Source organism: Pseudomonas sp. P179 (assembly GCF_000478485.2).
Lineage (GTDB): Bacteria > Pseudomonadota > Gammaproteobacteria > Pseudomonadales > Pseudomonadaceae > Pseudomonas > Pseudomonas aeruginosa.
Window position 1 is genome coordinate 4114308 of the sequence record NZ_KI517354.1, and the last position, 24009, is coordinate 4138316.

Annotated in this window: 22 protein-coding genes; 9 read left to right on the forward strand and 13 right to left on the reverse strand. The window is 68.2% G+C overall.

What is annotated here, in order from left to right:
- Positions 1-22: 22 nt before the first annotated feature.
- Entirely contained in the window at positions 23-880 is an 858-nt protein-coding gene (locus HMPREF1224_RS31395; RefSeq protein ID WP_010793737.1) for a MaoC family dehydratase, read from the reverse strand.
- Positions 881-1140: 260 nt separating this feature from the next.
- Here HMPREF1224_RS31395 and HMPREF1224_RS31400 point away from each other — a divergent pair, with 260 nt between their 5' ends.
- Positions 1141-2142 carry an AraC family transcriptional regulator gene (locus HMPREF1224_RS31400; RefSeq protein WP_003095270.1) on the forward strand — a complete coding sequence of 334 codons (1002 nt, stop codon included), beginning with the start codon at positions 1141-1143 and terminating at the stop codon, positions 2140-2142.
- Between the two features lie 74 nt (positions 2143-2216).
- Here HMPREF1224_RS31400 and HMPREF1224_RS31405 read toward each other — a convergent pair whose 3' ends face one another.
- Positions 2217-3572 (reverse strand): 3-oxoacyl-ACP reductase, encoded by a 1356-nt coding sequence (locus HMPREF1224_RS31405; protein WP_003146159.1) that lies wholly within the window; start codon positions 3570-3572, stop codon positions 2217-2219.
- 254 nt (positions 3573-3826) lie between these two features.
- Between HMPREF1224_RS31405 and HMPREF1224_RS31410 the strand changes: the two genes are divergently transcribed.
- Positions 3827-5104, forward strand: coding sequence for an acetyl-CoA C-acetyltransferase (locus HMPREF1224_RS31410; RefSeq protein ID WP_003102247.1), 1278 nt, complete (start codon positions 3827-3829; stop codon positions 5102-5104).
- 168 nt (positions 5105-5272) lie between these two features.
- Here the strand turns inward: HMPREF1224_RS31410 and HMPREF1224_RS31415 are convergent, their stop codons facing one another.
- Positions 5273-5740, reverse strand: a complete 468-nt coding sequence (locus tag HMPREF1224_RS31415; RefSeq protein WP_003095262.1) for an Lrp/AsnC family transcriptional regulator — start codon at positions 5738-5740, stop codon at positions 5273-5275.
- Between the two features lie 154 nt (positions 5741-5894).
- On the opposite strand from HMPREF1224_RS31415, the gene yedA reads away from it, so the two are divergent.
- The 6 genes from yedA (at position 5895) to HMPREF1224_RS31445 (ending at position 10916) form a co-directional block, all read left to right on the forward strand.
- Positions 5895-6785 (forward strand): drug/metabolite exporter YedA, encoded by an 891-nt coding sequence (gene yedA / locus HMPREF1224_RS31420; RefSeq protein ID WP_003102245.1) that lies wholly within the window; start codon positions 5895-5897, stop codon positions 6783-6785.
- Positions 6786-6818: 33 nt separating this feature from the next.
- Positions 6819-7064, forward strand: coding sequence for a hypothetical protein (locus HMPREF1224_RS31425; protein WP_003102243.1), 246 nt, complete (start codon positions 6819-6821; stop codon positions 7062-7064).
- Between the two features lie 107 nt (positions 7065-7171).
- Positions 7172-8353 (forward strand): cyclic di-GMP phosphodiesterase, encoded by a 1182-nt coding sequence (locus HMPREF1224_RS31430; RefSeq protein ID WP_003102241.1) that lies wholly within the window; start codon positions 7172-7174, stop codon positions 8351-8353.
- A gap of 123 nt (positions 8354-8476) precedes the next feature.
- Positions 8477-9370 (forward strand): PA4780 family RIO1-like protein kinase, encoded by an 894-nt coding sequence (locus HMPREF1224_RS31435; protein ID WP_003095255.1) that lies wholly within the window; start codon positions 8477-8479, stop codon positions 9368-9370.
- Positions 9371-9459: 89 nt separating this feature from the next.
- Positions 9460-10353, forward strand: coding sequence for an EamA family transporter (locus tag HMPREF1224_RS31440; RefSeq protein ID WP_003161352.1), 894 nt, complete (start codon positions 9460-9462; stop codon positions 10351-10353).
- Complete coding sequence (locus HMPREF1224_RS31445) at positions 10350-10916, forward strand: nucleotidyltransferase family protein (RefSeq protein WP_010793738.1); 567 nt, start codon at positions 10350-10352, stop codon at positions 10914-10916. The genes HMPREF1224_RS31440 and HMPREF1224_RS31445 overlap by 4 nt, the downstream gene beginning before the upstream one ends.
- On the opposite strand, the gene cueR is transcribed toward HMPREF1224_RS31445, so the two are convergent.
- The 9 genes from cueR to HMPREF1224_RS31485 form a co-directional block, all read right to left on the reverse strand.
- On the reverse strand, positions 10885-11283 hold the full coding sequence (gene cueR, locus HMPREF1224_RS31450) for a Cu(I)-responsive transcriptional regulator (RefSeq protein ID WP_003095248.1): 399 nt from the start codon (positions 11281-11283) through the stop codon (positions 10885-10887). The genes HMPREF1224_RS31445 and cueR overlap by 32 nt on opposite strands.
- Positions 11284-11346: 63 nt before the next feature.
- Complete coding sequence (gene pmrB / locus HMPREF1224_RS31455) at positions 11347-12780, reverse strand: two-component system sensor histidine kinase PmrB (RefSeq protein WP_003112923.1); 1434 nt, start codon at positions 12778-12780, stop codon at positions 11347-11349.
- Positions 12781-12803: 23 nt separating this feature from the next.
- Positions 12804-13469 (reverse strand): two-component system response regulator PrmA, encoded by a 666-nt coding sequence (gene pmrA, locus HMPREF1224_RS31460; RefSeq protein ID WP_003095244.1) that lies wholly within the window; start codon positions 13467-13469, stop codon positions 12804-12806.
- A 12-nt stretch (positions 13470-13481) separates the two neighbouring features.
- Positions 13482-14342, reverse strand: a complete 861-nt coding sequence (locus HMPREF1224_RS31465; protein ID WP_003102235.1) for an RMD1 family protein — start codon at positions 14340-14342, stop codon at positions 13482-13484.
- Between the two features lie 2 nt (positions 14343-14344).
- Positions 14345-15472 (reverse strand): fused MFS/spermidine synthase, encoded by a 1128-nt coding sequence (locus tag HMPREF1224_RS0112305; protein WP_003102234.1) that lies wholly within the window; start codon positions 15470-15472, stop codon positions 14345-14347.
- The gene (gene speD / locus HMPREF1224_RS31470; protein ID WP_003095236.1) at positions 15472-15954 is read right to left on the reverse strand and encodes an adenosylmethionine decarboxylase; all 483 of its coding nucleotides are present in this window, start codon (positions 15952-15954) and stop codon (positions 15472-15474) included. The genes HMPREF1224_RS0112305 and speD overlap by 1 nt, the downstream gene beginning before the upstream one ends.
- A 327-nt stretch (positions 15955-16281) precedes the next feature.
- Positions 16282-19098 (reverse strand): FAD-binding and (Fe-S)-binding domain-containing protein, encoded by a 2817-nt coding sequence (locus HMPREF1224_RS31475; RefSeq protein ID WP_003123510.1) that lies wholly within the window; start codon positions 19096-19098, stop codon positions 16282-16284.
- A gap of 66 nt (positions 19099-19164) precedes the next feature.
- Positions 19165-20310 carry an FMN-dependent L-lactate dehydrogenase LldD gene (gene lldD / locus HMPREF1224_RS31480; RefSeq protein WP_003100494.1) on the reverse strand — a complete coding sequence of 382 codons (1146 nt, stop codon included), beginning with the start codon at positions 20308-20310 and terminating at the stop codon, positions 19165-19167.
- Positions 20311-20464: 154 nt separating this feature from the next.
- A complete protein-coding gene (locus HMPREF1224_RS31485) occupies positions 20465-22147 on the reverse strand; it encodes a lactate permease LctP family transporter (RefSeq protein ID WP_003163444.1) in 1683 nt (560 codons plus the stop codon).
- A gap of 328 nt (positions 22148-22475) precedes the next feature.
- Between HMPREF1224_RS31485 and HMPREF1224_RS31490 the strand changes: the two genes are divergently transcribed.
- Positions 22476-23249, forward strand: coding sequence for an FCD domain-containing protein (locus tag HMPREF1224_RS31490; protein ID WP_003095221.1), 774 nt, complete (start codon positions 22476-22478; stop codon positions 23247-23249).
- A 22-nt stretch (positions 23250-23271) separates the two neighbouring features.
- On the opposite strand, the gene smpB is transcribed toward HMPREF1224_RS31490, so the two are convergent.
- Positions 23272-23751, reverse strand: coding sequence for an SsrA-binding protein SmpB (smpB, locus tag HMPREF1224_RS31495; RefSeq protein WP_003100496.1), 480 nt, complete (start codon positions 23749-23751; stop codon positions 23272-23274).
- Positions 23752-24009: the final 258 nt, after the last annotated feature.

Genomic DNA, 24009 nt, shown 5'->3' on the forward strand with positions numbered 1-24009 from the left:
TTCAAGGCATGGCGGACCGGCGTCAGCCCTGTAGCCGGCTCCAATGCCCGGCCATGTGCGGCAGGTCGTCCTTGCCGCGCAGGCTGAACTGGCCGTCCGCCGCCGCCGCGCTGGCCAGCAGGGTGAGGCTGGCCGGCAGCAGCACCGGCTTCTGGAAGCGCACCTCGACCCGATAGCCCGAGGCCGGCAGCCGCTCGCCGAGGGCGGCCAGGCTGCGAGCCTTGTTCCACAGGCCGTGGGCGATGGCGCGGGGAAAGCCGAACAGCTTGGCGCTGGGCGCCGACAGGTGGATCGGGTTGTAGTCGCCGGCGGCACGGGCATAGCGCCGGCCGATGTCGGCGGGCGCCTTCCAGTTGTCGATCGGCTCCAGCGGCAGCGGCTCCTGCTCGGCTTTCGGCGGAATTTCGCCGGGCACCTTGACGCCGCGGCAGAGCACCTTGCTGTCGCCGACCCAGAGCAGGCCAAGCTGGTCTTCCAGGCGGGTGACGATGCTGAAGGTGGCGCCCTTGTCGTGCGGTTGCAGGTTTTCCACCGCGACGCTCACGGTGAACGGGCCGAGGCCGCCGAGCGCGCGCAGCACGTCGATGCGGTTCTCCAGGTGGACCAGGCCGAGCAGCGGGAAGGGGAAGCGCTTGTCGGTGAGCAGCGCCATCTGCAGCGGGAAGGCGAGGATGTGCGGGTAGGTCGGCGGCAGCAGGCCGTCGTCGCGGAAGCCGCAGACCTGGCGGTAGCGCTCGAGGTGCTTCGGGTCCACCGTGACCTCGCTGCGCAGGCCGCGCTCGGGCAGGGCCTTGCCGCGGATGCCGCGGCGCAGTGCGGCGCGCAGGAACAGGCCGGGCAGGGCGGGTGGGGCGGGCAGGTCGAGCCAGGCGGTGGGCATTGGACATCTCCTCGAAATAGGTGGCTGTCAGCTTAGTCGAGCACCCGCAGCAGGCATTGGCCGCCTGGCCGACGCCGCTGGCAGGGCGGTCAATCGGCTCCGGGATGCGTCTGCATCGAGATTTTCGACCACGCCGGCGGCTAGTCGATCTGAGGGTTTTTCCGTCATGCGGGATGGGTTATTTCTATGGCCTCTCCTTGAGAGGGGATGGCAAAGCTGCCTAAGATGGGCCCGCCCCATGGATAACTAGAAAAAACACCATGCGTGATCTGACCGACGATGTAGCGCTGATGCGCCCGGTGATCGACGCCCTGCGCGCCAGCGGCTGCGATCCGGACCGGGTCCTGGTCCGTGTCGGGCTGCCGCCGGGTGGCCTGCCGGCCGGCCGTTTCCCCCATTCCGCACAGAACCTGTTCTGGAAGGCCGCCGCCGACGAGTGCGGCGAAGAGCATGTCGGCCTGCACCTGGCCGAGCACCTGCCGGCGTTCCACGGCCTGCTCCTGGAATACCTGTTCCTCTCCAGCGATACCTTCGGCGCCGGCCTGCGCCATTCCCTGCGCTACGTACGCCTGCTGTCCGACACCCTGCAGGCGCAACTGGAGGTGGAGGGCGAGCGCGCGGTGCTGTCGCTGGGCGAATCGCCGGCGATCAACCGCCACTTCCCGGAAATGCTCGCCGGCGCGGTGATCCGCCTGTTCGGCGCGCTCACCGAGGGCGAGTTCAAGCCGCTGGAAGTGCAACTGATGAACGAAACCGGCGCGCCGATGGAGCGCTACCGTGCGGTCTACGGCTGCCCGACGATCCTCGGCATGCCGCGCTACGCGCTGGTATTCGATGCCGCGGTGCTGGACAAACCCTCGCGCCACGCCGCCCCGGAACTGCTGCGCATGCACGAGTCGCTGGCGCGCCGGCAACTGGCCGAAGTGGAGCGCCTGGACCTGGTGCGCCAGGTCCGCGAACTGATCGGCGAGTTGCTGGTGGACGGAGGCGCCACCCTGGAGCAGGTCGCCGCGCGCCTCGGCATGCCGGCCCGACGTCTGCGCGAACGCCTGGCGATGGCCGGGGTGCGCTTCAACGACCTGGTCACCGACTACCGCTGCCGACTGGCCAAGGAACTGCTGCTGAAGACCGACGAGCGCATCGAAGTGATCGTCGAACGCACCGGGTTTTCCGAGCCGAGCACCTTCTATCGCGCCTTCAAGCGCTGGGTCGGCGAGACGCCGGTGGAGTTCCGCCGGCGCGGGCAGCAGGGGCGCGGGTAGGGCCTGTCCGAAGGGGCTACCGGTGTTTTCCTGGTGCAGGGCGCCTGCCCGTCGCCGGGGAGTCAGGGGCCGCCTCAGGCCCCCAGCAGGCTCTGCCCGCACACCCTCAGCACCTGGCCGCTGACCGCGCCGGACGACGGCTGGGCGAACCAGGCCACCGTTTCGGCGACGTCCTGCGGCAGGCCGCCCTGGCTCATGGAGTTCATCCGCCGGCCGGCCTCGCGGATGGTCAGCGGAATGGCGGCGGTCATCTGCGTCTCGATGAAGCCCGGCGCCACCGCGTTGATGGTGATGCCGCGCTTGCCCAGCGCCGGCGCCCAGGCCTGGGCCAGGCCGATCAGGCCGGCCTTGCTCACCGCGTAGTTGCTCTGCCCGAGGTTGCCGGCGATGCCGCTGATCGACGCCAGCAACACCACCCGGCCGTTGTCATGCAGCTTGCCGCCGTCGAGCAGGGCCTGGGTCAGCACCTGCGGGGCATTGAGGTTGACGTTGATCACCGAGTTCCAGAAGTCGCTGCTCATCTTCGCCAGGGTCTTGTCGCGAGTGATCCCGGCGTTGTGCACGACGATATCGACGCCCTCAGGCAGCACGTCCACCAGTTGCTGCCCGGCGTCCGCGGCGCAGATGTCGAGGGCCACGGCACGACCGCCGAGGCGCGCGGCGAGGCCTTCGAGGGCCTCCCTGGCCGGCGGAACGTCGAGCAGCACCACTTCCGCGCCGTCGCGCGCCAGGGTTTCCGCGATGGCCGCGCCAATGCCGCGGGCGGCGCCGGTGACCAGTGCGCGCTGGCCGGCCAGCGGCTTGCTCCAGTCGTGGACCTGGGCGCTGTTGGCGGCAAGACGGATCACCTGGCCGGAGACGTAGGCGCTCTTCGGCGAGAGGAAGAAGCGCAGTGCGCCTTCCAGTTGGTCCTCGGCGCCCTTGCCGACGTACAGCAACTGCACGTTGCCGCCGCGACGGATTTCCTTGCCCAGGGAGCGGGTGAAACCTTCCAGGCTGCGTTGCACGCTGGCGGCGACCGGGTCCTTGAGAGACTCGGGGGGGCGTCCGAGGACCACCACCTTCGGGCATGTGTCGAGGCCCTTGAGCACCGGCTGGAAGAAGTCGCGCAGCGCCACCAACTGCTCGAAGCGGGTCAGGCCGCTGGCGTCGAACAGCACCGCCTTGGCCCGCGGGCTGTGCTCGGCGGTCCAGCGCGGCAGCTCGAACTGTCCCTCGACGGCGGCGAACACCGCGTCGGTCAGCTTGCCGGCGAAGGGCAGCACGGCCTCGGCCAGCGCGCCGCTCCCGCCGATCACCAGCGGGCCGTCCACCGGGCGCACCCGGCCGGCCTGCCAGCGCTCCAGGCGCAGCGGGGAGGGAAGGCCGACGGCGCCAACCAGGCGGCGGCCGACGGGGGAGTTGGCGAAGGCGATGTAACGATCGGTCATGGAACGGGCTCCCGGTGGAAAGGCTCCAAGGCTGAAGGTGGATTCCGCCGGCCAACGATGCCGAGGGAACGCGGGTAACAGTGTGGACAACTCTACGCAGCCACCTGTTCGCCGCAATTGACCGCGCTGACCGGGATAACGGCAGGGCGGCCAATGCGACGCGACCGGCTAAGGTTAGCCTGTGCGCCACTGACCGCTCAGTTAACGGGTCGAGCCTCGGCTCGGCGTAAACGATTCCAGCAAGGAGTTCTTCCATGACCCAGCTGCGCCGGGTCGCCATTGTCGGCGGCAACCGTATTCCCTTCGCCCGCTCGAACACCGTGTACGCCACGGCGAGCAACCAGGAGATGCTCACTTCCGCCCTGGAAGGCCTGGTGGAGCGCTACAACCTGCACGGAGAGCGCCTTGGCGAGGTGGTGGCCGGCGCCGTGCTGAAGCATTCGCGCGACTTCAACCTGACCCGCGAATGCGTGCTCGGTTCGCGCCTGGCCCCGGAAACCCCGGCCTACGATATCCAGCAGGCCTGCGGTACCGGCCTGGAGGCGGCGATCCTGGTGGCCAACAAGATCGCCCTCGGGCAGATCGACAGCGGCATCGCCGGCGGCGTCGATACCACTTCCGACGCGCCGATCGGGGTCAACGAGGGCCTGCGCAAGATTCTCCTCGAGGCCAACCGCGGCAAGAGCAACCTGGACAAGCTCAAGAGCCTGCTGAAGATCCGCCCGCGCCACGTGGTCCCGGCCATCCCGCGCAACGGCGAGCCGCGCACCGGGCTGTCGATGGGGGAGTCCTGCGAACTGATGGCGCAGACCTGGCAGATTCCCCGCGACGAGCAGGACAGGCTGGCCTTCGAGAGCCACCACAAGCTGGCCGCGGCCTATGAGGAGGGCTGGCAGAACGACCTGATGACGCCGTTCCGCGGCCTGACCCGCGACCAGAACCTGCGCCCGGATATCGACCTGGAGAAGATCGGCACCCTCAAGCCGGTGTTCGAGCGCGGTTCGCGCGGCACCCTCACGGCGGCCAACTCGACGCCGCTGACCGACGGCGCCTCGGTGGTACTGCTGGCCAGCGAGGAGTGGGCGAAGGCGCGCGGCCTGCCGATCCTGGCCTATTTCAAGGACGGCGAGGCGGCGGCGGTGAACTTCGTCGATCGCCAGGAGGGCCTGCTGATGGCGCCGGTCTACGCGGTGCCGCGGCTGCTGGCACGCAACGGCCTGAGCCTGCAGGACTTCGACTACTACGAGATCCACGAGGCCTTCGCCGCCCAGGTGCTCTGCACCCTGAAGGCCTGGGAAGACCCCGAGTACTGCAAGACCCGCCTCGGCCTCGACCAGCCGCTGGGCTCCATCGACCGCAGCAAGCTCAACGTCAAGGGCAGCTCACTGGCCGCCGGCCACCCGTTCGCCGCCACGGGAGGACGGATCGTCGCCAACCTGGCCAAGCTGCTCTCGCTGGCGGAGCAGGGACGCGGGCTGATTTCCATCTGCGCCGCCGGTGGGCAGGGTGTGACCGCGATCATCGAGCGGTAATCCAATAGGGCGAGCGGCCTTGTCGCTCGACGATGTAAGCAACTCCGTGACTTGGGCGGTGCCGTGCGAACGGGACCGCCTTTTTTTTGCTGGCGCCCTACGGTTCGGGTTCGTGGCGGCGATGAAGGTACGGATCCCGACGCCTGCCGGATAACCCCGGCGAAGGGCTCACGCCGCACATCCGCCATTGCCGTCCTGCCCCCGCAGGCTTGCCGGCTGGCGGTCGGCGAAGGGGGTGGAGAGGATCATCGAGGTCTTGCTGATGCCGAACTTCATCAGCCGGTCGATCAGGTCCTGCAACTCCGGCATCGAAGCCACAGCGGCCTTCATCAGCACGCAGGCGTCGCCGGTGATCCGGTGGCAGAGGGTCAGTTGGGGGATCCGGGCCAGTTCGTCGAGCACCGACTGGCAATCCTTCTCGGTGATCCGCAGTTCGATCACGCACTCGATGGGCAGGCCGAGCTTGGCCAGGTTCACCGAGGCGTGGTAGCCGGTAATCACCCCTTCGGCCTCCAGCTTGGCCACCCGGTCGGCCACCGCCGGGGGCGACAGGTTGATGCGCCGGGCCAGTTCGGCGAAGGTCAGGCGGCCGTTGTCGATCAGGGCGGCGAGGAGCGCACGGTCGTATTTGTCCATCATGGGTCCCGGTTGTCGAATCGACGGAAAGCATGGCCGATTTCCATGGAAAGAAAAGTGTTACGTCCCGATAACCAGCGGCTGTGCCTTAACCGGCGGGTGGCGACCTCATAAAATGAAGTCTTTCTCCCGCCTGCCCTGTCGAGTGCTTTCCATGCCTGCCCGTCGCATTCCGCTGTTGCTTTTCGGTGCGTTCTTCGCCCTGTACTTCATCTGGGGCTCCACTTACCTGGCGATCCGCTTCGGCGTCGAGTCCTGGCCTCCGATGCTGATGGCCGGGGTGCGCTTCGTCATCGCCGGCGGCCTGATGTTCGCCTGGTTGCGCTGGCGCGGCGCGCCGTTGCCGACCTGGCGCGAGTGGCGCGGCGCGGGGATCGTCGGAATCCTCCTGCTCAGTTGCGGCAACGGCGGGGTGACGGTGGCCGAGCACTGGGGCGTGTCTTCCGGGGTGGCGGCCCTCGCGGTGGCTACGGTGCCGCTGTTCACCCTGCTGTTCAGCCAGTTGTTCGGCCAGCGCAACACCACCCTGGAATGGGGCGGCATCGTGCTCGGGCTGTTCGGCATCGTCCTGCTCAACCTCGGTTCGAACCTCCAGGCCAGCCCTGCCGGCGCCGGCTTGATCCTGTTCGCCGCCGCGTCCTGGGCCTTCGGCTCGGTGTGGAGCCGGCGCCTGTCGCTGCCGGCCGGACCGATGGCCAGCGCCGCGGAAATGCTGGTCGGCGGCGCGGTGCTGCTGGTCGGCAGTCTGGCCAGCGGCGAGCGCCTGGAGCATTGGCCGAGCACCAGCGGCTGGCTGGCGCTGGTGTACCTGATCCTGTTCGGCTCGATCATCGCCTTCAGCGCCTACCAGTACCTGCTGCGCAACGTGCGGCCGGCGGCAGCCACCAGCTATGCCTACGTCAATCCGGCGGTGGCGGTGTTGCTCGGCACCCTGTTCGCCGGCGAGCGGATCGGCGGTATCGAGGGGCTGGCGATGCTGGTGATCATTAGCGCCGTGGTGCTCATCGGCCTGCCCCAGTGGCGCGCCAGCCGCGCCGCCGCCTGAATGCCTTAAGCGATCCCTAAGGCGGGCTGCGCCATGCTGCGGCGCAGCGCCCGGATGGGCCGGGCTGACGGGGGTACGAAGATGAAAGCGCTGGTCATCGGTGTGGTCCTGGTGTTCCTTGGCGGTTGCGCCAGTCACGTGAGCCCCGGCGGCAAGGCCATCGAGTCGCCGATCAAGGAGTATTTCGGCCAGGACCCCATCGAGCGCCGGGCCTTCGGCGAGAGCGAGAACGGCGCCGAGGCCGAGGATTCGCCACTGCGTTTCCGCCTGACGCCCTGAACGGTCGCCCCGGGCGCCTGACCGGACGTGCAGAAGTCGTCTCCAGCGTCTTCAATACGGAATGACGGTCGCCGCCAGGCGGCCCCGTAGCGAAGGCCGGAGGGGCGATGGAGAGCATGCTGGACAGGCCCGAGCAGGAACTCGTGCTGGTGGTGGACGACACCCCGGACAACCTGCTGCTGATGCGCGAGCTGCTCGAGGAGCAGTACCGCGTGCGCACCGCCGGCAGCGGCCCGGCCGGGCTGCGGGCGGCCGTCGAAGAGCCGCGCCCGGACCTGATCCTGCTCGATGTGAACATGCCGGGCATGGACGGCTACGAGGTCTGCCGACGGCTCAAGGCCGATCCGCTGACCCGCGACATCCCGTTGATGTTCCTCACTGCCCGCGCTGATCGCGACGACGAGCAACAGGGCCTGGCCCTGGGCGCGGTGGATTACCTGGGCAAGCCGGTGAGCCCGCCGATCGTCCTGGCGCGGGTGCGCACCCACCTGCAATTGAAGGCCAATGCCGATTTCCTGCGCGACAAGAGCGAATACCTGGAACTCGAAGTGCGCCGTCGCACGCGCCAGCTGCAACAGTTGCAGGACGCCGTCATCGAAGCCCTGGCGACCCTTGGCGATCTTCGCGACAACCCGCGCAGCCGCCATCTTCCGCGTATCGAGCGCTATGTCAGGCTGCTCGCCGAGCACCTGGCGGCGCAGCGGGCGTTCGCCGACGAGCTGACTCCGGAGGCTGTCGACCTGCTGAGCAAGTCGGCGCTGTTGCATGACATCGGCAAGGTCGCGGTGCCCGACCGGGTCCTGCTCAACCCCGGGCAACTGGACGCCGCCGACACCGCCCTGCTACAGGGCCATACCCGCGCCGGGCGCGACGCCCTGGCCAGCGCCGAGCGGCGGCTCGGCCAGCCTTCCGGATTCCTCCGCTTCGCCCGGCAGATCGCCTACAGTCATCACGAACGCTGGGATGGCCGGGGCTTTCCGGAAGGCCTTGCGGGCGAGCGGATTCCCCTGGCGGCGCGGATCGTCGCCCTGGCCGACCGCTACGATGAACTGACCAGCCGGCACGCCTACCGGCCGCCGCTGGCGCATGCCGAGGCGGTGCTGCTGATCCAGGCCGGCGCCGGCAGTGAATTCGACCCACGGCTGGTGGAGGCCTTCGTCGCCGTGGCCGACGCTTTCGCCGAGGTTGCCCGGCGCTACGCCGACAGCGCCGAGGCGCTGGACGTGGAGATGCAGCGGCTGGAACAGGCGGTGGCGGAAAGCATCGAACTCACCGCGCCACCGGCCTAGTACGCCGATCGGTGCGCAGTCCGGCGGAAAGCCGGCGCGTCCGGCTGTGCTCGGCACGGCGTTTGCCGTATAACGTCAGACCCTTTGCCTTACACATTGGCCCCGAGGAACCGCGTAGCACCGATGAAGACACCCAGACGCCTGGAACCGTTGATCGAAGACGGTCTGATCGACGAGGTCGTGCGCCCGCTGATGAGCGGCAAGGAAGCCTCGGTCTATGTGGTGCGTTGCGGCGACAGCCTGCGTTGCGCCAAGGTCTACAAGGAAGCCAACAAGCGCAGCTTCCGCCAGGCCGCCGAGTACCAGGAGGGCCGCAAGGTCCGCAACAGCCGCCAGGCGCGGGCCATGGCCAAGGGCTCGAAGTATGGCCGCCGCGAACAGGAGGAAGCCTGGCAGAATGCCGAAGTGGCGGCCCTGTTCCGTCTCGCCGGGGCCGGTGTGCGGGTGCCGAAGCCCTATGATTTCCTCGATGGCGTGTTGCTGATGGAACTGGTGGCGGACGCCGACGGCGATGCTGCGCCGCGTCTCAACGACGTGACGCTGGAGCCCGACGAGGCACGGCGCCATCACGCTTTCCTGATCCGCCAGATCGTCGCCATGCTCTGCGCCGGCCTGGTGCACGGCGACCTCTCCGAGTTCAACGTCCTGCTCGGTCCGGACGGCCCGGTGATCATCGACTTGCCGCAGGCGGTCGACGCGGCCGGCAACAACCATGCGTTCAGCATGCTCGAACGCGACGTCGGCAACATGGCCGCCTACTTCGGCCGCTTCGCCCCGGAACTCAGGCAGACCCGCTATGCCAAGGAAATGTGGGCGCTCTACGAAGCCGGCGAGCTGACAGCGGAAACCCCGCTCAGCGGCACCTTCGTCGAAGCCGAAGAGGCCGCCGACGTGCGCGCGGTGCTCCGCGAGATCGAGGCCGCGCAGCGCGAGGAGGCGCGTCGCCAGGCGCTGCGCCAGGCCGACGACGCGCCGCGTGGCGAGCGCGAGGAACCGCCGCCGCCCTGGTTGCAGTGAGCGGCTGGCGGATGTTTTTTCCCGCCAACTGTATCGCGACCCTTGCGCACGCAACTGCTAGCGTGGCCTGAAGTTTTCCGGAGGCCGCCATGCCTGTTGCACATATCCTGCTCGCCCTGCTGGTGACCCTGATCTGGGGTCTGAACTTCGTCGTGATCAAGGTCGGCCTCGGCGACTTCCCGCCGCTGCTGTTCTGCGCCCTGCGCTTCGCCCTGGCGGCGCTGCCGCTGCTGGTCCTGCGCGGGCCGATGCCGGCGCCGTTCGGACGCATCCTGCTGATCGGCGTGCTCCTCGGGGTGGTCAAGTTCGGCCTGCTGTTCGTCGGCATGGCCCAGGGCATGCCGGCCGGGCTGTCGTCGCTGGTGCTGCAGAGCCAGGTATTCTTCACCATCCTCATCGCCGCCCTATGGCTGGGCGAGCGGCCGTCGCCGCGCGGGTTGTTCGGCCTCCTGCTGGCGGCGGCGGGGCTGGTCCTGATCGGCCTGGAACGGCCGCTGGGAGACAGCCTGCTGGCATTCCTGCTGGTGGTCGCCGCAGCGCTGGCCTGGTCCTTCGCCAATATCGCCACCAAGCGTTCCGGGGCCACCGACATGCTGCGCCTGATCTGCTGGGTCAGCCTGGTCCCGCCTTTGCCGCTGCTGGCGCTTTCCTATCTATTCGAAGGTCCGCAAGCCATCGAGCGCGCAGTGCTGAACATGAGCTGGGGCGGCTTCGGCGCGCTGCTCTACATCGCCTTCGGCGCGACCACGGTGGGCTTCGCCATCTGGAGTTTCCTCCTGCGCCACTACCCGGCCAGCCTGGTGACCCCGTTCGCCCTGGCGGTGCCTGTGTCGGGCATGCTCGCCGGCTGGCTGCTGCTCGGCGAACGCCTCGACCTGGACAGCCTGCTGGCCTGCGCGCTGGTGTTCGTCGGGCTGGCCATCACCCTGTTGCCGGCCAGCCTGCTGCGACGCTTCGCCTGGCCGGTGCGGCGGTTGGGATGAAAACGGCGGAAGACATCCTCGCGCTGTTCGCCGCCGATTCCTCGCGCCTGCATCTGCTCCGCGTGCTGCGCGAGGTCGGCCCGGAGGGCGCCTGGATCGGCGCCGGCTTCGTGCGCAACGCGGTATGGGACCATCTGCATGGCTACGGCGAAGCCACGCCGCTGGCGGACATCGACGTACTTCATTTCGCCCCGCGGGCCCTCGACCCGCAGGCCGACGCCGACTTCGAGGCCGCGTTGCGCCGTCGCTGCGAGGTACCCTGGTCGGTGAAGAACCAGGCGCGCATGCACCTGCGCAACGGCGACCGGCCCTACCGGGATTGCGCCGATGCGCTGTGCCACTGGGCGGAAACATGCACGGCGGTGGCGCTGCGGCTCGTCGGCGAACGCCTGGAGCTACTGGCACCGCTGGGCGTCGACGACCTGCTGGCGCTGAAGGTGCGGCCCACCGCGCATTTCGCCGGCAAGCCGGAGGTCTACCGGCGGCGCCTGCGGGAGAAGAACTGGACGGCGCGCTGGCCGCTGCTGGATATCAGTGGCAGCAGCCAGACGCCAGGTCCTTGAGGATCGGGCAGTCGGGGCGGTGGTCGCCCTGGCAGTGCTCGACCAGGTCCTGCAGGGTGTCGCGCAGGGTGCTGAGCTCCTCGATCTTGCGATTCAGCTCGCGCACGTGCTGCGCCGCCAGGGCCTTGACGTCGGCACTGGCACGCTGGCGATCCTGCCAGAGGGTGAGCAGCTTGCCGACTTCGTCGAGGGAGAAACCGAGGTCCCGCGAACGGCGGATGAACGCCAGGGTATGCAGGTCGTTCTCGTTGTAGTGGCGGTAGCCGCTGGCGCTGCGTCCGGCTGGGCGGAGCAACTCGATGGACTCGTAGTAACGGATCATCTTCGGCGTCAGTCCGCTTTTCTTCGCCGCTTCACCGATGTTCATCCGGGTCTCCTGGGAGGTTGCGAAGCCGCTAGCCTATCCCTTTCCCGGCCAATGCGCAGGCTATCAGATATGTGACCGCCCGCTGTCCGGACCTCTGGCCGGCGGCCGCGTCGCGTCCGGCTGGGTCTTCGGCAGGAACACCTGCACTTCCAGCCCTTTGCCCTCCAGTCCCTTGCCCAGGCCGATACTGCCGAAGTGCAGTTCGACGATGCGCTTGACGATCGGCAGGCCCAGTCCGCTGCCCTCGCCGCTGCTGGTGGCGGGGCTGCGGTAGAAGCGGGTGAAGATCGCCTGCTGCTCTTCCAGGGCGACCCCGGGGCCGTTGTCGCGCACCCGCAGCACGGCGTGCTGGGCGCGATTCTCGACGCGGATCTCGACCTGGCCCCCGGCCGGTGTGTAGCGCAGGGCGTTGCCCACCAGGTTGCCGACCATCGCCTTCAGCCACAGGTCGATGCCCATCACGTACACGGTCTCCTGGTGCAACGACAGCTCGATGTCCTTGTCGATGGCCTGGCGCGCCAGTTCGGAGAGTACGTCTTCGGCCAGGGTGGCGAGGTTGACCGGGTGGAATTGCTCCAGCAGGGCGTCGCCGTCGAGGCGGGCGAGGAGCAGGATCTGCTCCATCAAGGTGCTGATCCGCTCGACGCTGCGACTGACTTGCAGCAGGCCGCGGGCGTGGGCCTTGGGGTCTTCCGAACGCAGCGCGACCTGGGCATGGGTGCGCAGGCTGGCCAGTGGCGTGCGGATTTCATGGGCGGCGTCGCTGGTCAGTCGGCGTTCGGCCTCGAGGGCGGTGCGCAGACGCTCCAGCAGGAGGTTGAGTTCGTCGATGAGGCCGCGGATCTCCAGCGGCACCGCTTCCACGGCGATCGGCTGCAGGTGTCGCGCGGAGCGCTGCTGGACCTCGGCCTGCACTTCGCGTAGCGGCGCCAGGCCGCGGGCAACGCCGAACCAGACCAGGCCGCCGAGCAACGGCAGCGCCAGCAGCAGTGGGAACAGCGAGTAGAACAGCAGCAGGTTCATGGTGTGCTGGCGGTAGATCAGGTTTTCGCTGATCCAGATCTGGAAGCCGTCGATGTTCAGCTGGAGCACCCGCCAGTGGGTGCCCTGGGCTTCCACGGTGCTGAAGCCGGGGCCCTGGGCCGTGATCTCCGGCGGCAGGTTGAGGCTCGACAGCAGCGGCTGGCCGTCGCGCCACAGGGCGTAGCCGAGGGCGCTTTCGCGGCGCAGCAGGGGCAGACCCTGGATCGCTTCGCGGCTGCGTTCGATGATCTCGGTGATGGAGCCGTCCTCGCCGGCCTGGTCTTCGGTGGCAAGGTCGAGCAGGCGCAGGGCGGCTTCGCCGAAGTCCACCATGTCGTCGTCGAACAGGCGGTTCACTTGCTTCAGCGAGAGGTGGTAGGTCAGCGCCGCCACGCTCAGCCAGCACAGCACGAAGCCGACCAGCAGGTTGACCAGCAGGCGCCGGCGGACGGAGGGGACGGCGGCACGGGACATCGGGGGACTCCGGTAGGCGGTTTTCAGGGCGCCGGCTGGTCGATGCCGTAGCCGATGCCGCGGACGGTGCGGATCAACTGGTTGCCGAGCTTGCGCCGCAGGTGGTGGACGTGGACTTCGATGGCGTTGCTCTCGACGTCGCCGCTCCAGCCGTAGAGGCTCTGCTCCAGTTGGTTGCGCGAGAGCACCTTGCCGCTGTTCTCCAGCAGCAGGCGCAGCAGTGCGTATTCGCGCGGCGCCAGTTCCACCGCCTGCCCGGACAGGGTCACCTGGTGGGTCGCCGGGTCCAGGCGCAGCTCGCCGTGCACCAGTTGCGGCAGGGCGCGACCGGTGGTGCGGCGGGTCAGGGCGCGCACCCGTGCCTGCAGTTCGTCGAGATCGAAGGGCTTGGTCAGGTAGTCGTCGGCACCGCTGTCGAGCCCGGCGACCCGGTCGGCCACCTTGTCCCGCGCGGTGAGCAGCAGCACCGGGGTGAGCCGGCCCTGGTGGCGCAGGTTACGCAGGATGTCCAGGCCGCTGCGGCGCGGCAGTCCGATGTCGAGCACCAGCAGGTCGAACTCGTCGGTGACCAGCGCGTTCTCCGCGGCCACGCCGTCGGTCACCCATTCCACGGTATCGCCTTCCAGGCGCAGCCCGGCGCGGATGCCGTCGCCGAGCAGCAGGTCGTCCTCGGCCAGCAGTATTCTCATGGCAGCCTCGTTTCAGTGATTCCACAATTCCCACAGGCTCAGGCCGGCCTCCAGCAGGAGGATGGCGACGATCAGCCATTCGACCCGCAGTTCGCCCCGGAAGTAGCGGTATTCGCCGAGGCGGTCGGCGGCCAGTTCGTAGAGGTCCTGCAGCACTTCGATGCGGTCGTCCAGGGTCGCCAGGCGATCGTGCACTTCGGCCTGCATGGCCAGTTCGTTGTAGAGCCGGCGCACAGCGCCGTTCAGTTGCAGCGGCGGCTTCTCCAGGTGCGACTCCAGGCGGGCATAGGCCATGCGCCAGAGTGTAGTGCGTCGCACCTGCCGGTTCACATGTTCCTGGCGCCGCAGGGCGGCACGGCGCGGTAGCTGGGTCAGTTCGACATCGGCCTGGGCCGGTTCCCAGGCCGCCGCGGTCTCGCCTTCCAGGCGGCGCAGGTGACCTTCGTGCCAGGCGAACACGGCCAGGCCTTCGAGCAGCTCCCGGCAGCGCTCGGGGTTGCCGATGACCAGCGCGCGGCCGGGGCGCCACAGCACCCGCTCGCCGAACGAGGGCGCTTCCAGGGTCGGCTGGCGCTCGTCCTCGCCGGCGGCCATCCAGGCTTCCAGGCGCTGGCGCCAGGCGTGCCCGGTCTGTAGCCCGGCGTTGGCGAAGATCACCAGCAGCTCGTCGTCGACGGCGGTCTCCGGCAGTTCCGCGTCTTCGCTCAGCTCGATGCGTTGCGCCAGGACGGCCAGCGCCGGCTGCGGATCGCGCAGGGTGGCCAGTAGCGGCAGGCCGCCGCCGTCCGCGGCGGAGCGGAAGCGTACCCGGTGCAGCAGGCAGGGCGCGCCGTTGACGGCCAGCGGTACGCTGGCCAGGGGAGCGGCGGACATCTTCAGGTCCTCGCCAGGGCCGGCAATTGTGCCGGGCCGAACTCGATCTCCTCGATATCCGGCGGTGCGACGAAGGGTACGCCGTCTTCCAGTACCGGTCCCGGTTGGGCGAGCAGGAAGCGGGTTTCCCGGTCCATCACGAAGCAGGCCTTGAGGTAGTCGCCGTCGAGGTGGTCGAGCCACAGCGGGCCGAGCTTGCGTTCGATGCGTCGGTCGATGTCCTCGGCCTGCCAGTGGTTCGTGTCGAGCCAGTCGGAAGCCAGCAGGAAGCCCCAGGAGGAGAGGAACGAGGGTACCGTGGCGCGGTAGCTGTGGACCTGGGAGAAGACACTGCGCAGGGTGCGGGCGAGGGCCGCGTGGGGCTTGTCGTCGCTGTGGGAGAACTCCAGCCCCTGCACCGCGACCACCCCGCCCGGTCGCAGGCGCGAATGCAGCAGCTCGTAGAACTGGCGGGTATAGAGAGCCTGGGCCGGGCCGTTGTCGAGCATGTCGACGACGTCGATGATGACCACGTCATAGAGCGACGGGTCGCGCTCGAGATAGGCCCGGCCGTCCTCGGCGAGCAGTTCGCAGCGTGGGTCGTCGAAGGCGCCCTGGTGCCACTGGAACAGGTGTTCGCGACACAGTTCCACCAGCTCCCGGTCGAGATCGACCATCACCGCCCGCCGCACGCTGGCATGGGACAGCACCTCGCGCAGGGTGGCGCCTTCGCCGCCGCCGATGATCAGTACGTCGCGCGGCTCGTCGTGGGCGAGCATGGCCGGCTGCACCAGCAGCTCGTGGTACAGCGACTCATCGCTCTCGGCGCTCTGGATCGCGCCGTCGAGCATCAGCACGCGGTCGTAGTTGTAGGTGTCGGCGATCAGCACGTTCTGCCAGCGCGTGCGGCCCTGGTAGAGCACCCGGCGCAGGCGGTAGACGTACTGGTCGAAGGGGTCGCTGTCCTCGATCGCGGTGATCGCGCCGTCGCCTTCCAGCAGCGGGTCCGGCGGATAGAAATAGAAGTGGTTCGGCGGCAGCGGCGGCAGCCCGGCGGCGACCTCCGCCGGCACCAGGCCGGTGAGGTCGACGGCGTAACGGGCCTGGCTCAGGTCGGGAGCCAGCGGGGCGCGTTCGATCGGCGTATCCATCAGGCCACCCCCGTGCCCTGGCCCAGCGCCCAGCGCAGGGTCGGGCTGTCTTCGTCGACCGGGCCATTGCCGGCCAGGCTGCGGCTGAGCAGCCCCAGGCGATGGCCGCCGAGGCCGCGGTCCATGCTCGAGATCAGGTGCCGACGGCTGCCCAGGCGTTCGCTGAGCACGCGCACGGCCTGGGCGCCATCGAGCACGTCGCCGCAGGTGAACACGTCGACCGCGGCATAGCCGTACTCCGGCCAGGTATGGATCGCCAGGTGCGATTCGGCGATCACCACCACGCCGGAGATGCCGATCGGGCTGAACTTGTGGAACGCCGAGGTGATGATGGTGGCGTTGGCCTGGCGGGCGGCCTCGAGCATGCTTTCCTCGATCCACTGGATATCGTCGAAGCGCTGGTCGACGCAGTCGAACAGCTCGATGACCAGTTGCTTGCCGAGCACGGTGATCGGATCGAGTCGCAACGGTTGAATTGCCATGAAGGCCTCCTGCTTCCGTTTCGGCGAGGGATGTCCTCGCGGTGGAAGGCACGATAGGCGCGGCTGACTTAAGAGGTGCTTAACGACGGATTTTTTGCCCGACCCGGCGCGGGCCGACGACGCCGGAGCAGCCATTTCGCCTGACGTAGGGCGAATAGCGCCAGCGGCGCTATCCGCCGCTTCTGCGGAGCATGGCCCGGCGGATAACCGCGAGCGGTTATTCGCCCTACCGGTGGGAGTCGTGAGGTAGGGCGAATAGCGCCAGCGGCGCTATCCGCTGCTTCTGCGGAGCATGGCCCGGCGGATAACCGCGAGTGGTTATTCGCCCTACCGAGGCGCGCCCTTCGCCTGCGTCACCCGGTCCACCAGGTAGACCACCCCGCGGTAGTCGATCCCGCCGTGCTCGCTGAGGCCGATCTCGCAGGTACGGCTGGTGGATACGCCTTCCTCGCAGAACTGCACGGCATCCTTCAGGCTGCGCAGGGAGTGAGCGTTCAGTTCCGGCGTGGTGAAGCCCTTGTCGCCGGCGAAGCCGCAGCAGTGGATGCCTTCCGGGATCACCACCTTGCGGGTGCAGCGGCCGACCAGGTCGATCAGCGCCTGGCTCTCGCCGAGGTGCTGGGTGCTGCAGGTGACGTGCACCGCTACCGGTTTGTCCTGCGGGATGAACTCCAGGCGATCGAGCAGGTGACTGCGGATGAATTTCACCGGGTCGTGGATCTGCAGCCGCGGATCGTCCAGACCCTGGACCAGGCGCAGGGTGCAGGGACTGGTGTCGCAGTAGATCGGGTCGAGGCCGCCGCGGCTGGCCTGGAGCAGGGCGGCGAGCAGCTCGTCGCGCTTGTCGTCGGCCTGCTTCGCATACCCCTTGGACGCGAACGGCTGGCCGCAGCAGAGGTTGTCCAGGTTATCCGGGAACACCACCTGGTAGCCGGCCTTTTCCAGTAGACGGCGGGTCTTGTCCAGCAGCGGCTCGCGCTCTTCGTCGCCGAAGGCCGGGCCCATGGCACGCGAGACGCAGGCGGCGAGATAGACCACCCTCGGCCGCTCGTCGTCGAGCGGGGCGGTCGGCGGCGCCAGGCGTACCGGCTGCGGCAGCGCCGGCGTCCATTGCGGCACGCGGCCGCCGCTGGCCTGGCTGAGGCCGCGGCTGGCCCTGGCCAGCAGGGGCGCGCCAAGCAGGCGCCGGGCGCCGTCGGCAGCGAGCAGGGCGAAGCGCGCAGCACGCATGGCTCCGGCAAAGTTGCGCGCCAGCCAGGTGGCGCCTTCGGCGTGGCGGGCGTCGGCGCCGCGCAGCTTGCGGATCAGCTCGCCGGTGTTGATGTTCACAGGACAGCGCTGGGCGCATAGGCCGGTGGCGGCGCAGGTGTCGATGCCCTGGTAGCGGTAGTCGCGCTCCAGCGCCGTGGTGTCGACGCCGGCGCGCTTCTTCGCCTGGATGTCGCGCCACAGGACGATGCGCTGGCGTGGCGTTAGGGTCAGTCCGCGCGACGGGCAGACCGGTTCGCAGAAACCGCACTCGATGCACTTGTCGACGATCTCGTCGGCAGCCGGCAGCGGCTTGAGGTTCTTCAGGTGGCTCTGCGGGTCGTCGCTGAGGACCACACCCGGGTTGAGGATGCCGCGCGGGTCGAGCAGGCGCTTGAGCTGCCACATCAAGCGATAGGCGTCCTCGCCCCACTCCAGTTCGACGAACGGCGCCATGTTGCGTCCGGTGCCATGCTCGGCCTTCAGTGAGCCGCCGTACTCCACCGCCACCAGGTGCGCCACGTCGTCCATGAACGCCGAGTAGCGGGCGATCTGCTCGGGCGAGTCGAAGCCCTGGGTGAAGACGAAGTGCAGGTTGCCCTCCAGCGCGTGGCCGAAGAGGATCGCCTCATCGTAGCGGTGCTTGTCGAACAGCTCGATCAGGCGGTTGACTCCCTCGGCCAGTCGTTCGACGGGGAAGGTGACGTCCTCGATGATCACCGTGGTGCCGGTCTCGCGCACCGCGCCGACAGCCGGGAAGGTGTCCTTGCGGATGCGCCAGAGCTGGTTGTAGACCGCCGGGTCTTCGCTGAAGTCGACCTGCTTCTCCAGCGGATATTCGGCGATGGAGGCCATGATCCGCCCGAGCTGTTCGTGCAGCAGCGTGCGGCTCGCCGCGCGGGACTCGATGAGCAGGGCGCAGGCACCGGCGGAAAGACTCTTCACCCATTCCGGCATGCCCTGCATGTTCTCAACCGAGCGCAGGCTGCGCCGATCGAGCAGTTCCACCGCCGAGACCGGCTGGCGCTTGAGCACCGCGACCGCCGTGCAGCAGGTTTCCACCGTGGGGAAAACCAGCAGCGCCGAGGCCTTGTGCGGGTGTTCCGGGACGGTGTCGTAGGTCACCGCGCTGATGAAGCCGAGGGTGCCCTCGGAGCCGACCATCAGGTGGGTGAGGATGTCCAGCGGCTCGTCGTAGTCGACCAGCGCGTTCAGCGACAGGCCGGTGGTGTTCTTCAGCCGGTACTTGTGGCGGATCTTCGCGGCCAGTTCGGCATTGGCGCGGGTCTCGCGGCCGAGTTCGGCAAGCCGTTCAAGCAGCTCGCCGTGGCTGGCGCGGAAGGCCGCGACGCTGGCCGGGTCCTCGCTGTCCAGGCGGGTGCCGTCGGCCAGCAGCAGGCGCAGGCCGGCGAGGGTGTGGTAGCTGTTCTGCGCGGTGCCGCAGCACATGCCGCTGGCGTTGTTGGCGACGATGCCGCCGATCTTGCAGGCGTTGATCGAGGCCGGGTCGGGACCGATCTTGCGGCCGAACGGCGCCAGCCAGGCGTTCGCCTGGGCGCCGATGACACCCGGCTGCAGGCGGATCTGCGCGCCGTCGGCGCGGATTTCCCGGCCGTTCCAGTTGTCGCCGAGGACGAGCAGCACCGAGTCGCTGATGGCCTGGCCGGAGAGGCTGGTGCCGGCGGCGCGGAAGGTCACCGGGACCTGCTCGCGGTAGGCGGCGGATAGGATCGCGGCGACCTCGTCCTCGCTTTCGACGCGCAGCACCAGCTTGGGAATCAACCGGTAGAAACTGGCGTCGGTGCCGAAGGCCAGGGTCGACAGCGGGTCGTCGAAGCGGCGTTCGCGCGGTATCAGCCGCTCGACGGTCTCGAGAAAGGGAATCGGCAGGCTCATCGGCTTTCCTCGGCCCTGGGACGACGGTCACGCCCCGGGCGTTTTCAGGCTTTTCTGGTGGGCGTCTCAGGCGCCCAGTTCGCGGACCAGCGAGTCGGCGCTGATCTCGCCGATCGACTTGGCCCCGGTGAGGACCATGGCCACGCGCATTTCCTTTTCGATCAGTTCGAGCAGGTTGCGCACCCCGGCCTCGCCGGCGGCGGCCAGGGCGTAGACGAAGGCGCGGCCGAGCAGCACGCTGTCGGCGCCGAGGGCGATCATCCGCACCACGTCGAGACCGGTGCGGATGCCGGAGTCGGCAAGGATCGCCAGTTCGCCCTTCACCGCATCGGCGATCGCCGGCAGCGCGCGGGCGCTGGACAGCACGCCGTCGAGCTGGCGCCCGCCGTGGTTGGAGACGACGATGCCGTCGGCGCCGAACTTCACCGCATCCCTGGCATCCTCCGGGTCGAGGATGCCCTTGATCACCATCGGGCCGTCCCAGAACTCGCGGATCCACTCCAGGTCCTTCCAGGAAATCGACGGGTCGAAGTTGGCGCCCAGCCAGCCGATGTAGTCCTCCAGTCCGGTCGGGTTGCCGCGGTAGGCGGAAATGTTGCCGAGGTCGTGGGGCTTGCCCAGCAGGCCGACGTCCCAGGCCCAGGCCGGGTGGGTCATGGCTTGCAGGATGCGGCGCGGCGCGGCGTAGGGGCCGCTCATGCCGGAATGGGCGTCGCGGTAGCGGGCGCCGGGGACCGGCATGTCGACGGTGAACACCAGGGTGGTGACGCCGGCGGCCTTGGCCCGCTCCAGGGCGTTGCGCATGAAGCCGCGGTCCTTCAGCACGTAGAGCTGGAACCACATCGGCCGGTCGATGGCCGGGGCGACCTCCTCGATCGGGCACACCGATACCGTCGACAGGGTGAAGGGCACGCCCTTCGCCGCCGCCGCGCGCGCCGCCTGGACCTCGCCGCGGCGGGCGTACATGCCGGTGAGACCGACCGGGGCGAGCGCCACCGGCATCGCCAGGGTCTCGTCGAACAGGCGGGTTTCCAGGCTCAGCTCGGACATGTTCTTCAGCACCCGCTGACGCAGGGCGATGGCCGACAGGTCCTCGACGTTGCGGCGCAGGGTGTACTCGGCGTAGGCGCCGCCGTCGATGTAGTGGAAGAGGAACGGCGGCAGCTTGCGTTGGGCGGCGGCGCGGTAGTCGGTGGAAGCGGAAATGATCATTGGGCTCTTCCGTTGTGTCGAAAGGTTTTGCATCGAGCGCAGTGGAGCGGGATACGGCGGAAATGGCCAAGGGAGCCGGGCCTACGATCGTAGGCGAGCCTCCCCGGGCCATTTCCTGCGCAGTATCGCCGACGCGCGGCCGATCAGGGCGCGGTCAGTGCACCAGCATGCCGGTGAATAGGTATGCCTGGGCCAGGGTGATCAGTCCGACCAGCGCGGCGAAGATCAGGCTGTGCTTCAGGGTGAAGCGGAACAGGTCGGATTCCTTGCCGACCATCCCGGTCGCGGCGCAGGCCACGGCGATGGATTGCGGGGAGATCATCTTGCCGGTCACGCCGCCGCTGGTATTGGCGGCCACCAGCAGGGTGTCGCTGACCCCGATCTGGTGCGCGGTGGTCGACTGCAGGGAACTGAACAGGGCGTTGGAGGACGTATCCGAACCGGTCAGGAATACCCCCAGCCAGCCGAGGAACGGCGAGAAGAACGGGAACGCCGCGCCGGTACCGGCCAGGACCAGGGCCAGGGTGGTGGACATGCCCGAGTAGTTGGTGACGAAGGCGAAGGCCAGGACCATGCCGATGGACAGGATCGGCCACTTCAGCTCCACCAGGACTTCCTTGAAAGTGGTAATACCAATTTTCGTTCCAATGCGCAGGATGAGCATCGATACCAACGCCGAGAGGAAGATCGCCGTGCCGGTGGCGGAGATCGGGTCGAACTTGAATACCGCGGCGATCGGCGTGGCGCTGGTGGCGATCGGTGCGCCCTTGACCACCAGTTGGTCGAGGTGCGGGATGGCGAAGTTGAACACCAGCCAGTAGAGCTCGCCGCCCGGGGCGAACAGGGCCTTGAAAGGTTTCAGGGTCCAGATGGTCACCAGTACGGTGAGCACCAGGAACGGCGACCAGGCCTTGAGGATCTCGCCGAAGCTGTAGGCGGACGGTTCGACGCTGCGTTGCCCGCCGAAGCCGCCACCGGCCACGGCCGCGCCGCCGCCTGCGGCGAGCGCTTCGCTGGCGCCCTGCGGCTGCCAGACCTTGAGGAACAGGGTCAGGGAGACCAGGCTGACCAGTGCCGAGGTGATGTCCGGCAACTCCGGGCCGATGAAGTTGGACGTCAGGTACTGAGTGATGGCGAAGCTGCCGCCGGCGACGATGGCGGCCGGCCAGGTTTCGCGGATGCCGCGCCAGCCGTCCATCATGAACACCAGCCAGAACGGTACCAGGATCGACAGGAACGGCAGTTGGCGGCCGGTCATGGCGCCGATCTTGAAGGCGTCGATACCGGTCACCTGGCCGGCGACGATGATCGGGATGCCCAGTGCGCCGAAGGCCACCGGCGCAGTGTTGGCGATCAGGCACAGGCCGGCGGCGTAGAGCGGATTGAAGCCGAGGCCGACGAGCAGGGCGGCGGTGATCGCCACCGGCGCGCCGAAACCGGCGGCGCCTTCGAGGAAGGCGCCGAAGGAGAAGCCGATCAGCAGTACCTGCAGGCGCTGGTCGCCGGTAATCGACAGCACCGAGCTGCGGATCACCTCGAACTGGCCGCTCTTCACCGTCAGTTTGTAGAGGAAGACCGCGGCGACGATGATCCAGGCGATCGGCCAGAGACCGTAGAGGAAGCCGTAGCCGGCGGCGGCGAAGGCCATGTCGGCGGGCATGTGGAAGGCGAAGATGGCCACCGCGATGGCCAGCGCCAGGGTGATGCTGCCGGCGATGTGGCCCTTGAGGCGGAATACCGCCAGGGCGAGGAAGAAGAACACGATCGGGATGACGGCCGCGGCGGCCGACAGGCCGAGACTGCCCAGGGGGGTATAGAGTTGTTGCCAGGCTTGCATGGGGGTTGGCTCCCTAATTGTTGTTGGGTTTGCCTGTGACCAGATCGGATACGCGCCAAGACCTGTGTGTGCAAGGGCGCTGGGCAGCCGAACCTGGCAAAGTTCGCATAATTGGTAAGACCAATTTACAAAAGCGAGCGCTCAGGTTAAGAGTCGAGCGTTCGGCGTGTCAATTTGCCCGTCTACGACTTTTGTCTAAGGATGCTCGTGCGGGGCTCGTGGCGCCTCGCTTGTGGTGCGGGGAGCGGCTCGGTACGCTTCCTCTCTTTTTCGCGCTGGGCGCATGGCAGAGGCTTTGCGACGAAACTTCGGGTAAGGGTGTCGGGATATGGAATTTGGTCAGGTCAGGCAGCGCCGTCTGTCGGATGACATCGTTGCGCAACTGGAGGCGATGATCCTGGAGGGCACGCTGAAGTCCGGCGAGCGGCTGCCCGCCGAGCGCGTGCTTGCCGAGCAGTTCGGGGTTTCCCGGCCGTCGCTGCGCGAGGCGATCCAGAAACTGGTGGCGAAGGGGCTGCTGGTCAGCCGCCAGGGTGGCGGCAACTATGTGACCGAATCGCTGGGTGCGACTTTCAGCGATCCGCTGCTGCACCTGCTGGAAGGTAACCCGGAGGCCCAGCGCGACCTGCTGGAGTTTCGCCACACGCTGGAAGGGTCCTGTGCCTACTACGCGGCGCTGCGTGCGACCTCCCTCGATCACCAGCGCCTGACCGAGGCCTTCGAGGCGCTCCAGGCCTGCTATGCGCGCAACGACCAGGTCAGCGCGGAAGAGGGCGCCGCCGACGCGCGCTTCCACCTGGCGATCGCCGAGGCCAGCCACAACACCGTGCTGCTGCACACCATCAAGGGCCTGTTCGACTTGTTGCGGCGCAACGTGGTGACCAATATCGGCGGGATGTACGCGCAGCGCACGGAAACCCGCGCGCAACTGATGGAGCAGCACCAGCGCCTATACGACGCGATCATCAGCGGTCAGGCGGAGCTGGCCCGGGAGGTGTCCAACCAGCACATCCACTATGTGCAGGAGGTCCTGGCGGAGGTCCAGGAAGAGGCGCGCAGGATGAAGCGCTCGCAGCGCCGGCGCAGCGTGCAGGAAGACTAGCGAGGCGCGTGCAGGGACGCGCTCAGTCGTCCTTGCCGTGGCGCATGGCGCGCTGGATCTCCCGATCGGAGTCGCGCTCCTTCTCGGTGTGGCGCTTGTCGAAGTCCTTCTTGCCCTTGGCCAGGGCGATCTCGCACTTGACCAGGTGCTTCTTCCAGTACATCGACAGGGCGACGCAGGCGTAGCCCTTCTGTTGCACGGCGCCGAACAGCTTGCCCAGTTCGCGCTTGTGCAGCAGCAGTTTGCGCGTGCGCACCGGGTCGGCGATCACGTGCGTGCTGGCGGTGGTCAGGGGCGTGATGTGGCTGCCGAGCAGCCAGGCCTCGCCATCCTTGAGCAGCACGTAGCTGTCGACCAGCTGGGCCTTGCCGGCGCGCAGGCTTTTCACTTCCCAGCCCGCCAGGGCGACGCCCGCCTCGAAGCGTTGTTCGATGAAATAGTCGTGCAGAGCCTTCTTGTTCTGCGCGATGGTCCCCGAAGGGTGTTTCTTCTGCTTAGCCATAGGCGGCGCATTATAGGGAGTCGCCGGCTTCACCGCTATGGGGCGGCGTCGCGCTTGAGGGATAGAGGTGAATTTCGGACAATGCCCACTCTTTTCCTGGCCGCTGGCCAAGGTTTTGTAAGAAAAGTCTTCAAGTGGCGTCAGGCTGCGCTGAGCGTTTTTTCTGCCGAACCCTGGCCCCGGTCGACGGGCGCAGCGCGCCGCCGTGGCGGATGCCGCCGTCCCGCCGGCTATGCTTGGGGAGTCGCCCGCTCGACA

Bases quoted from the DNA above. Each gene is read 5' to 3' on its own strand.
- HMPREF1224_RS31395 (WP_010793737.1), bottom strand. From the start codon at position 880: ATGCCCACCGCCTGGCTCGACCTGCCCGCCCCACCCGCCCTGCCCGGC.
- lldD (WP_003100494.1), bottom strand. From the start codon at position 20,310: ATGATCATTTCCGCTTCCACCGACTACCGCGCCGCCGCCCAACGCAAG.
- HMPREF1224_RS31410 (WP_003102247.1), top strand. From the start codon at position 3,827: ATGACCCAGCTGCGCCGGGTCGCCATTGTCGGCGGCAACCGTATTCCC.
- HMPREF1224_RS31430 (WP_003102241.1), top strand. From the start codon at position 7,172: ATGGAGAGCATGCTGGACAGGCCCGAGCAGGAACTCGTGCTGGTGGTG.
- HMPREF1224_RS31445 (WP_010793738.1), top strand. From the start codon at position 10,350: ATGAAAACGGCGGAAGACATCCTCGCGCTGTTCGCCGCCGATTCCTCG.
- HMPREF1224_RS31425 (WP_003102243.1), top strand. From the start codon at position 6,819: ATGCTGCGGCGCAGCGCCCGGATGGGCCGGGCTGACGGGGGTACGAAG.
- HMPREF1224_RS31400 (WP_003095270.1), top strand. From the start codon at position 1,141: ATGCGTGATCTGACCGACGATGTAGCGCTGATGCGCCCGGTGATCGAC.
- pmrB (WP_003112923.1), bottom strand. From the start codon at position 12,780: ATGTCCCGTGCCGCCGTCCCCTCCGTCCGCCGGCGCCTGCTGGTCAAC.
- HMPREF1224_RS31415 (WP_003095262.1), bottom strand. From the start codon at position 5,740: ATGGACAAATACGACCGTGCGCTCCTCGCCGCCCTGATCGACAACGGC.
- HMPREF1224_RS31475 (WP_003123510.1), bottom strand. From the start codon at position 19,098: ATGAGCCTGCCGATTCCCTTTCTCGAGACCGTCGAGCGGCTGATACCG.
- pmrA (WP_003095244.1), bottom strand. From the start codon at position 13,469: ATGAGAATACTGCTGGCCGAGGACGACCTGCTGCTCGGCGACGGCATC.
- HMPREF1224_RS31485 (WP_003163444.1), bottom strand. From the start codon at position 22,147: ATGCAAGCCTGGCAACAACTCTATACCCCCCTGGGCAGTCTCGGCCTG.
- HMPREF1224_RS31440 (WP_003161352.1), top strand. From the start codon at position 9,460: ATGCCTGTTGCACATATCCTGCTCGCCCTGCTGGTGACCCTGATCTGG.
- smpB (WP_003100496.1), bottom strand. From the start codon at position 23,751: ATGGCTAAGCAGAAGAAACACCCTTCGGGGACCATCGCGCAGAACAAG.
- HMPREF1224_RS31435 (WP_003095255.1), top strand. From the start codon at position 8,477: ATGAAGACACCCAGACGCCTGGAACCGTTGATCGAAGACGGTCTGATC.
- yedA (WP_003102245.1), top strand. From the start codon at position 5,895: ATGCCTGCCCGTCGCATTCCGCTGTTGCTTTTCGGTGCGTTCTTCGCC.
- HMPREF1224_RS0112305 (WP_003102234.1), bottom strand. From the start codon at position 15,472: ATGGATACGCCGATCGAACGCGCCCCGCTGGCTCCCGACCTGAGCCAG.
- HMPREF1224_RS31490 (WP_003095221.1), top strand. From the start codon at position 22,476: ATGGAATTTGGTCAGGTCAGGCAGCGCCGTCTGTCGGATGACATCGTT.
- cueR (WP_003095248.1), bottom strand. From the start codon at position 11,283: ATGAACATCGGTGAAGCGGCGAAGAAAAGCGGACTGACGCCGAAGATG.
- speD (WP_003095236.1), bottom strand. From the start codon at position 15,954: ATGGCAATTCAACCGTTGCGACTCGATCCGATCACCGTGCTCGGCAAG.
- HMPREF1224_RS31405 (WP_003146159.1), bottom strand. From the start codon at position 3,572: ATGACCGATCGTTACATCGCCTTCGCCAACTCCCCCGTCGGCCGCCGC.
- HMPREF1224_RS31465 (WP_003102235.1), bottom strand. From the start codon at position 14,342: ATGTCCGCCGCTCCCCTGGCCAGCGTACCGCTGGCCGTCAACGGCGCG.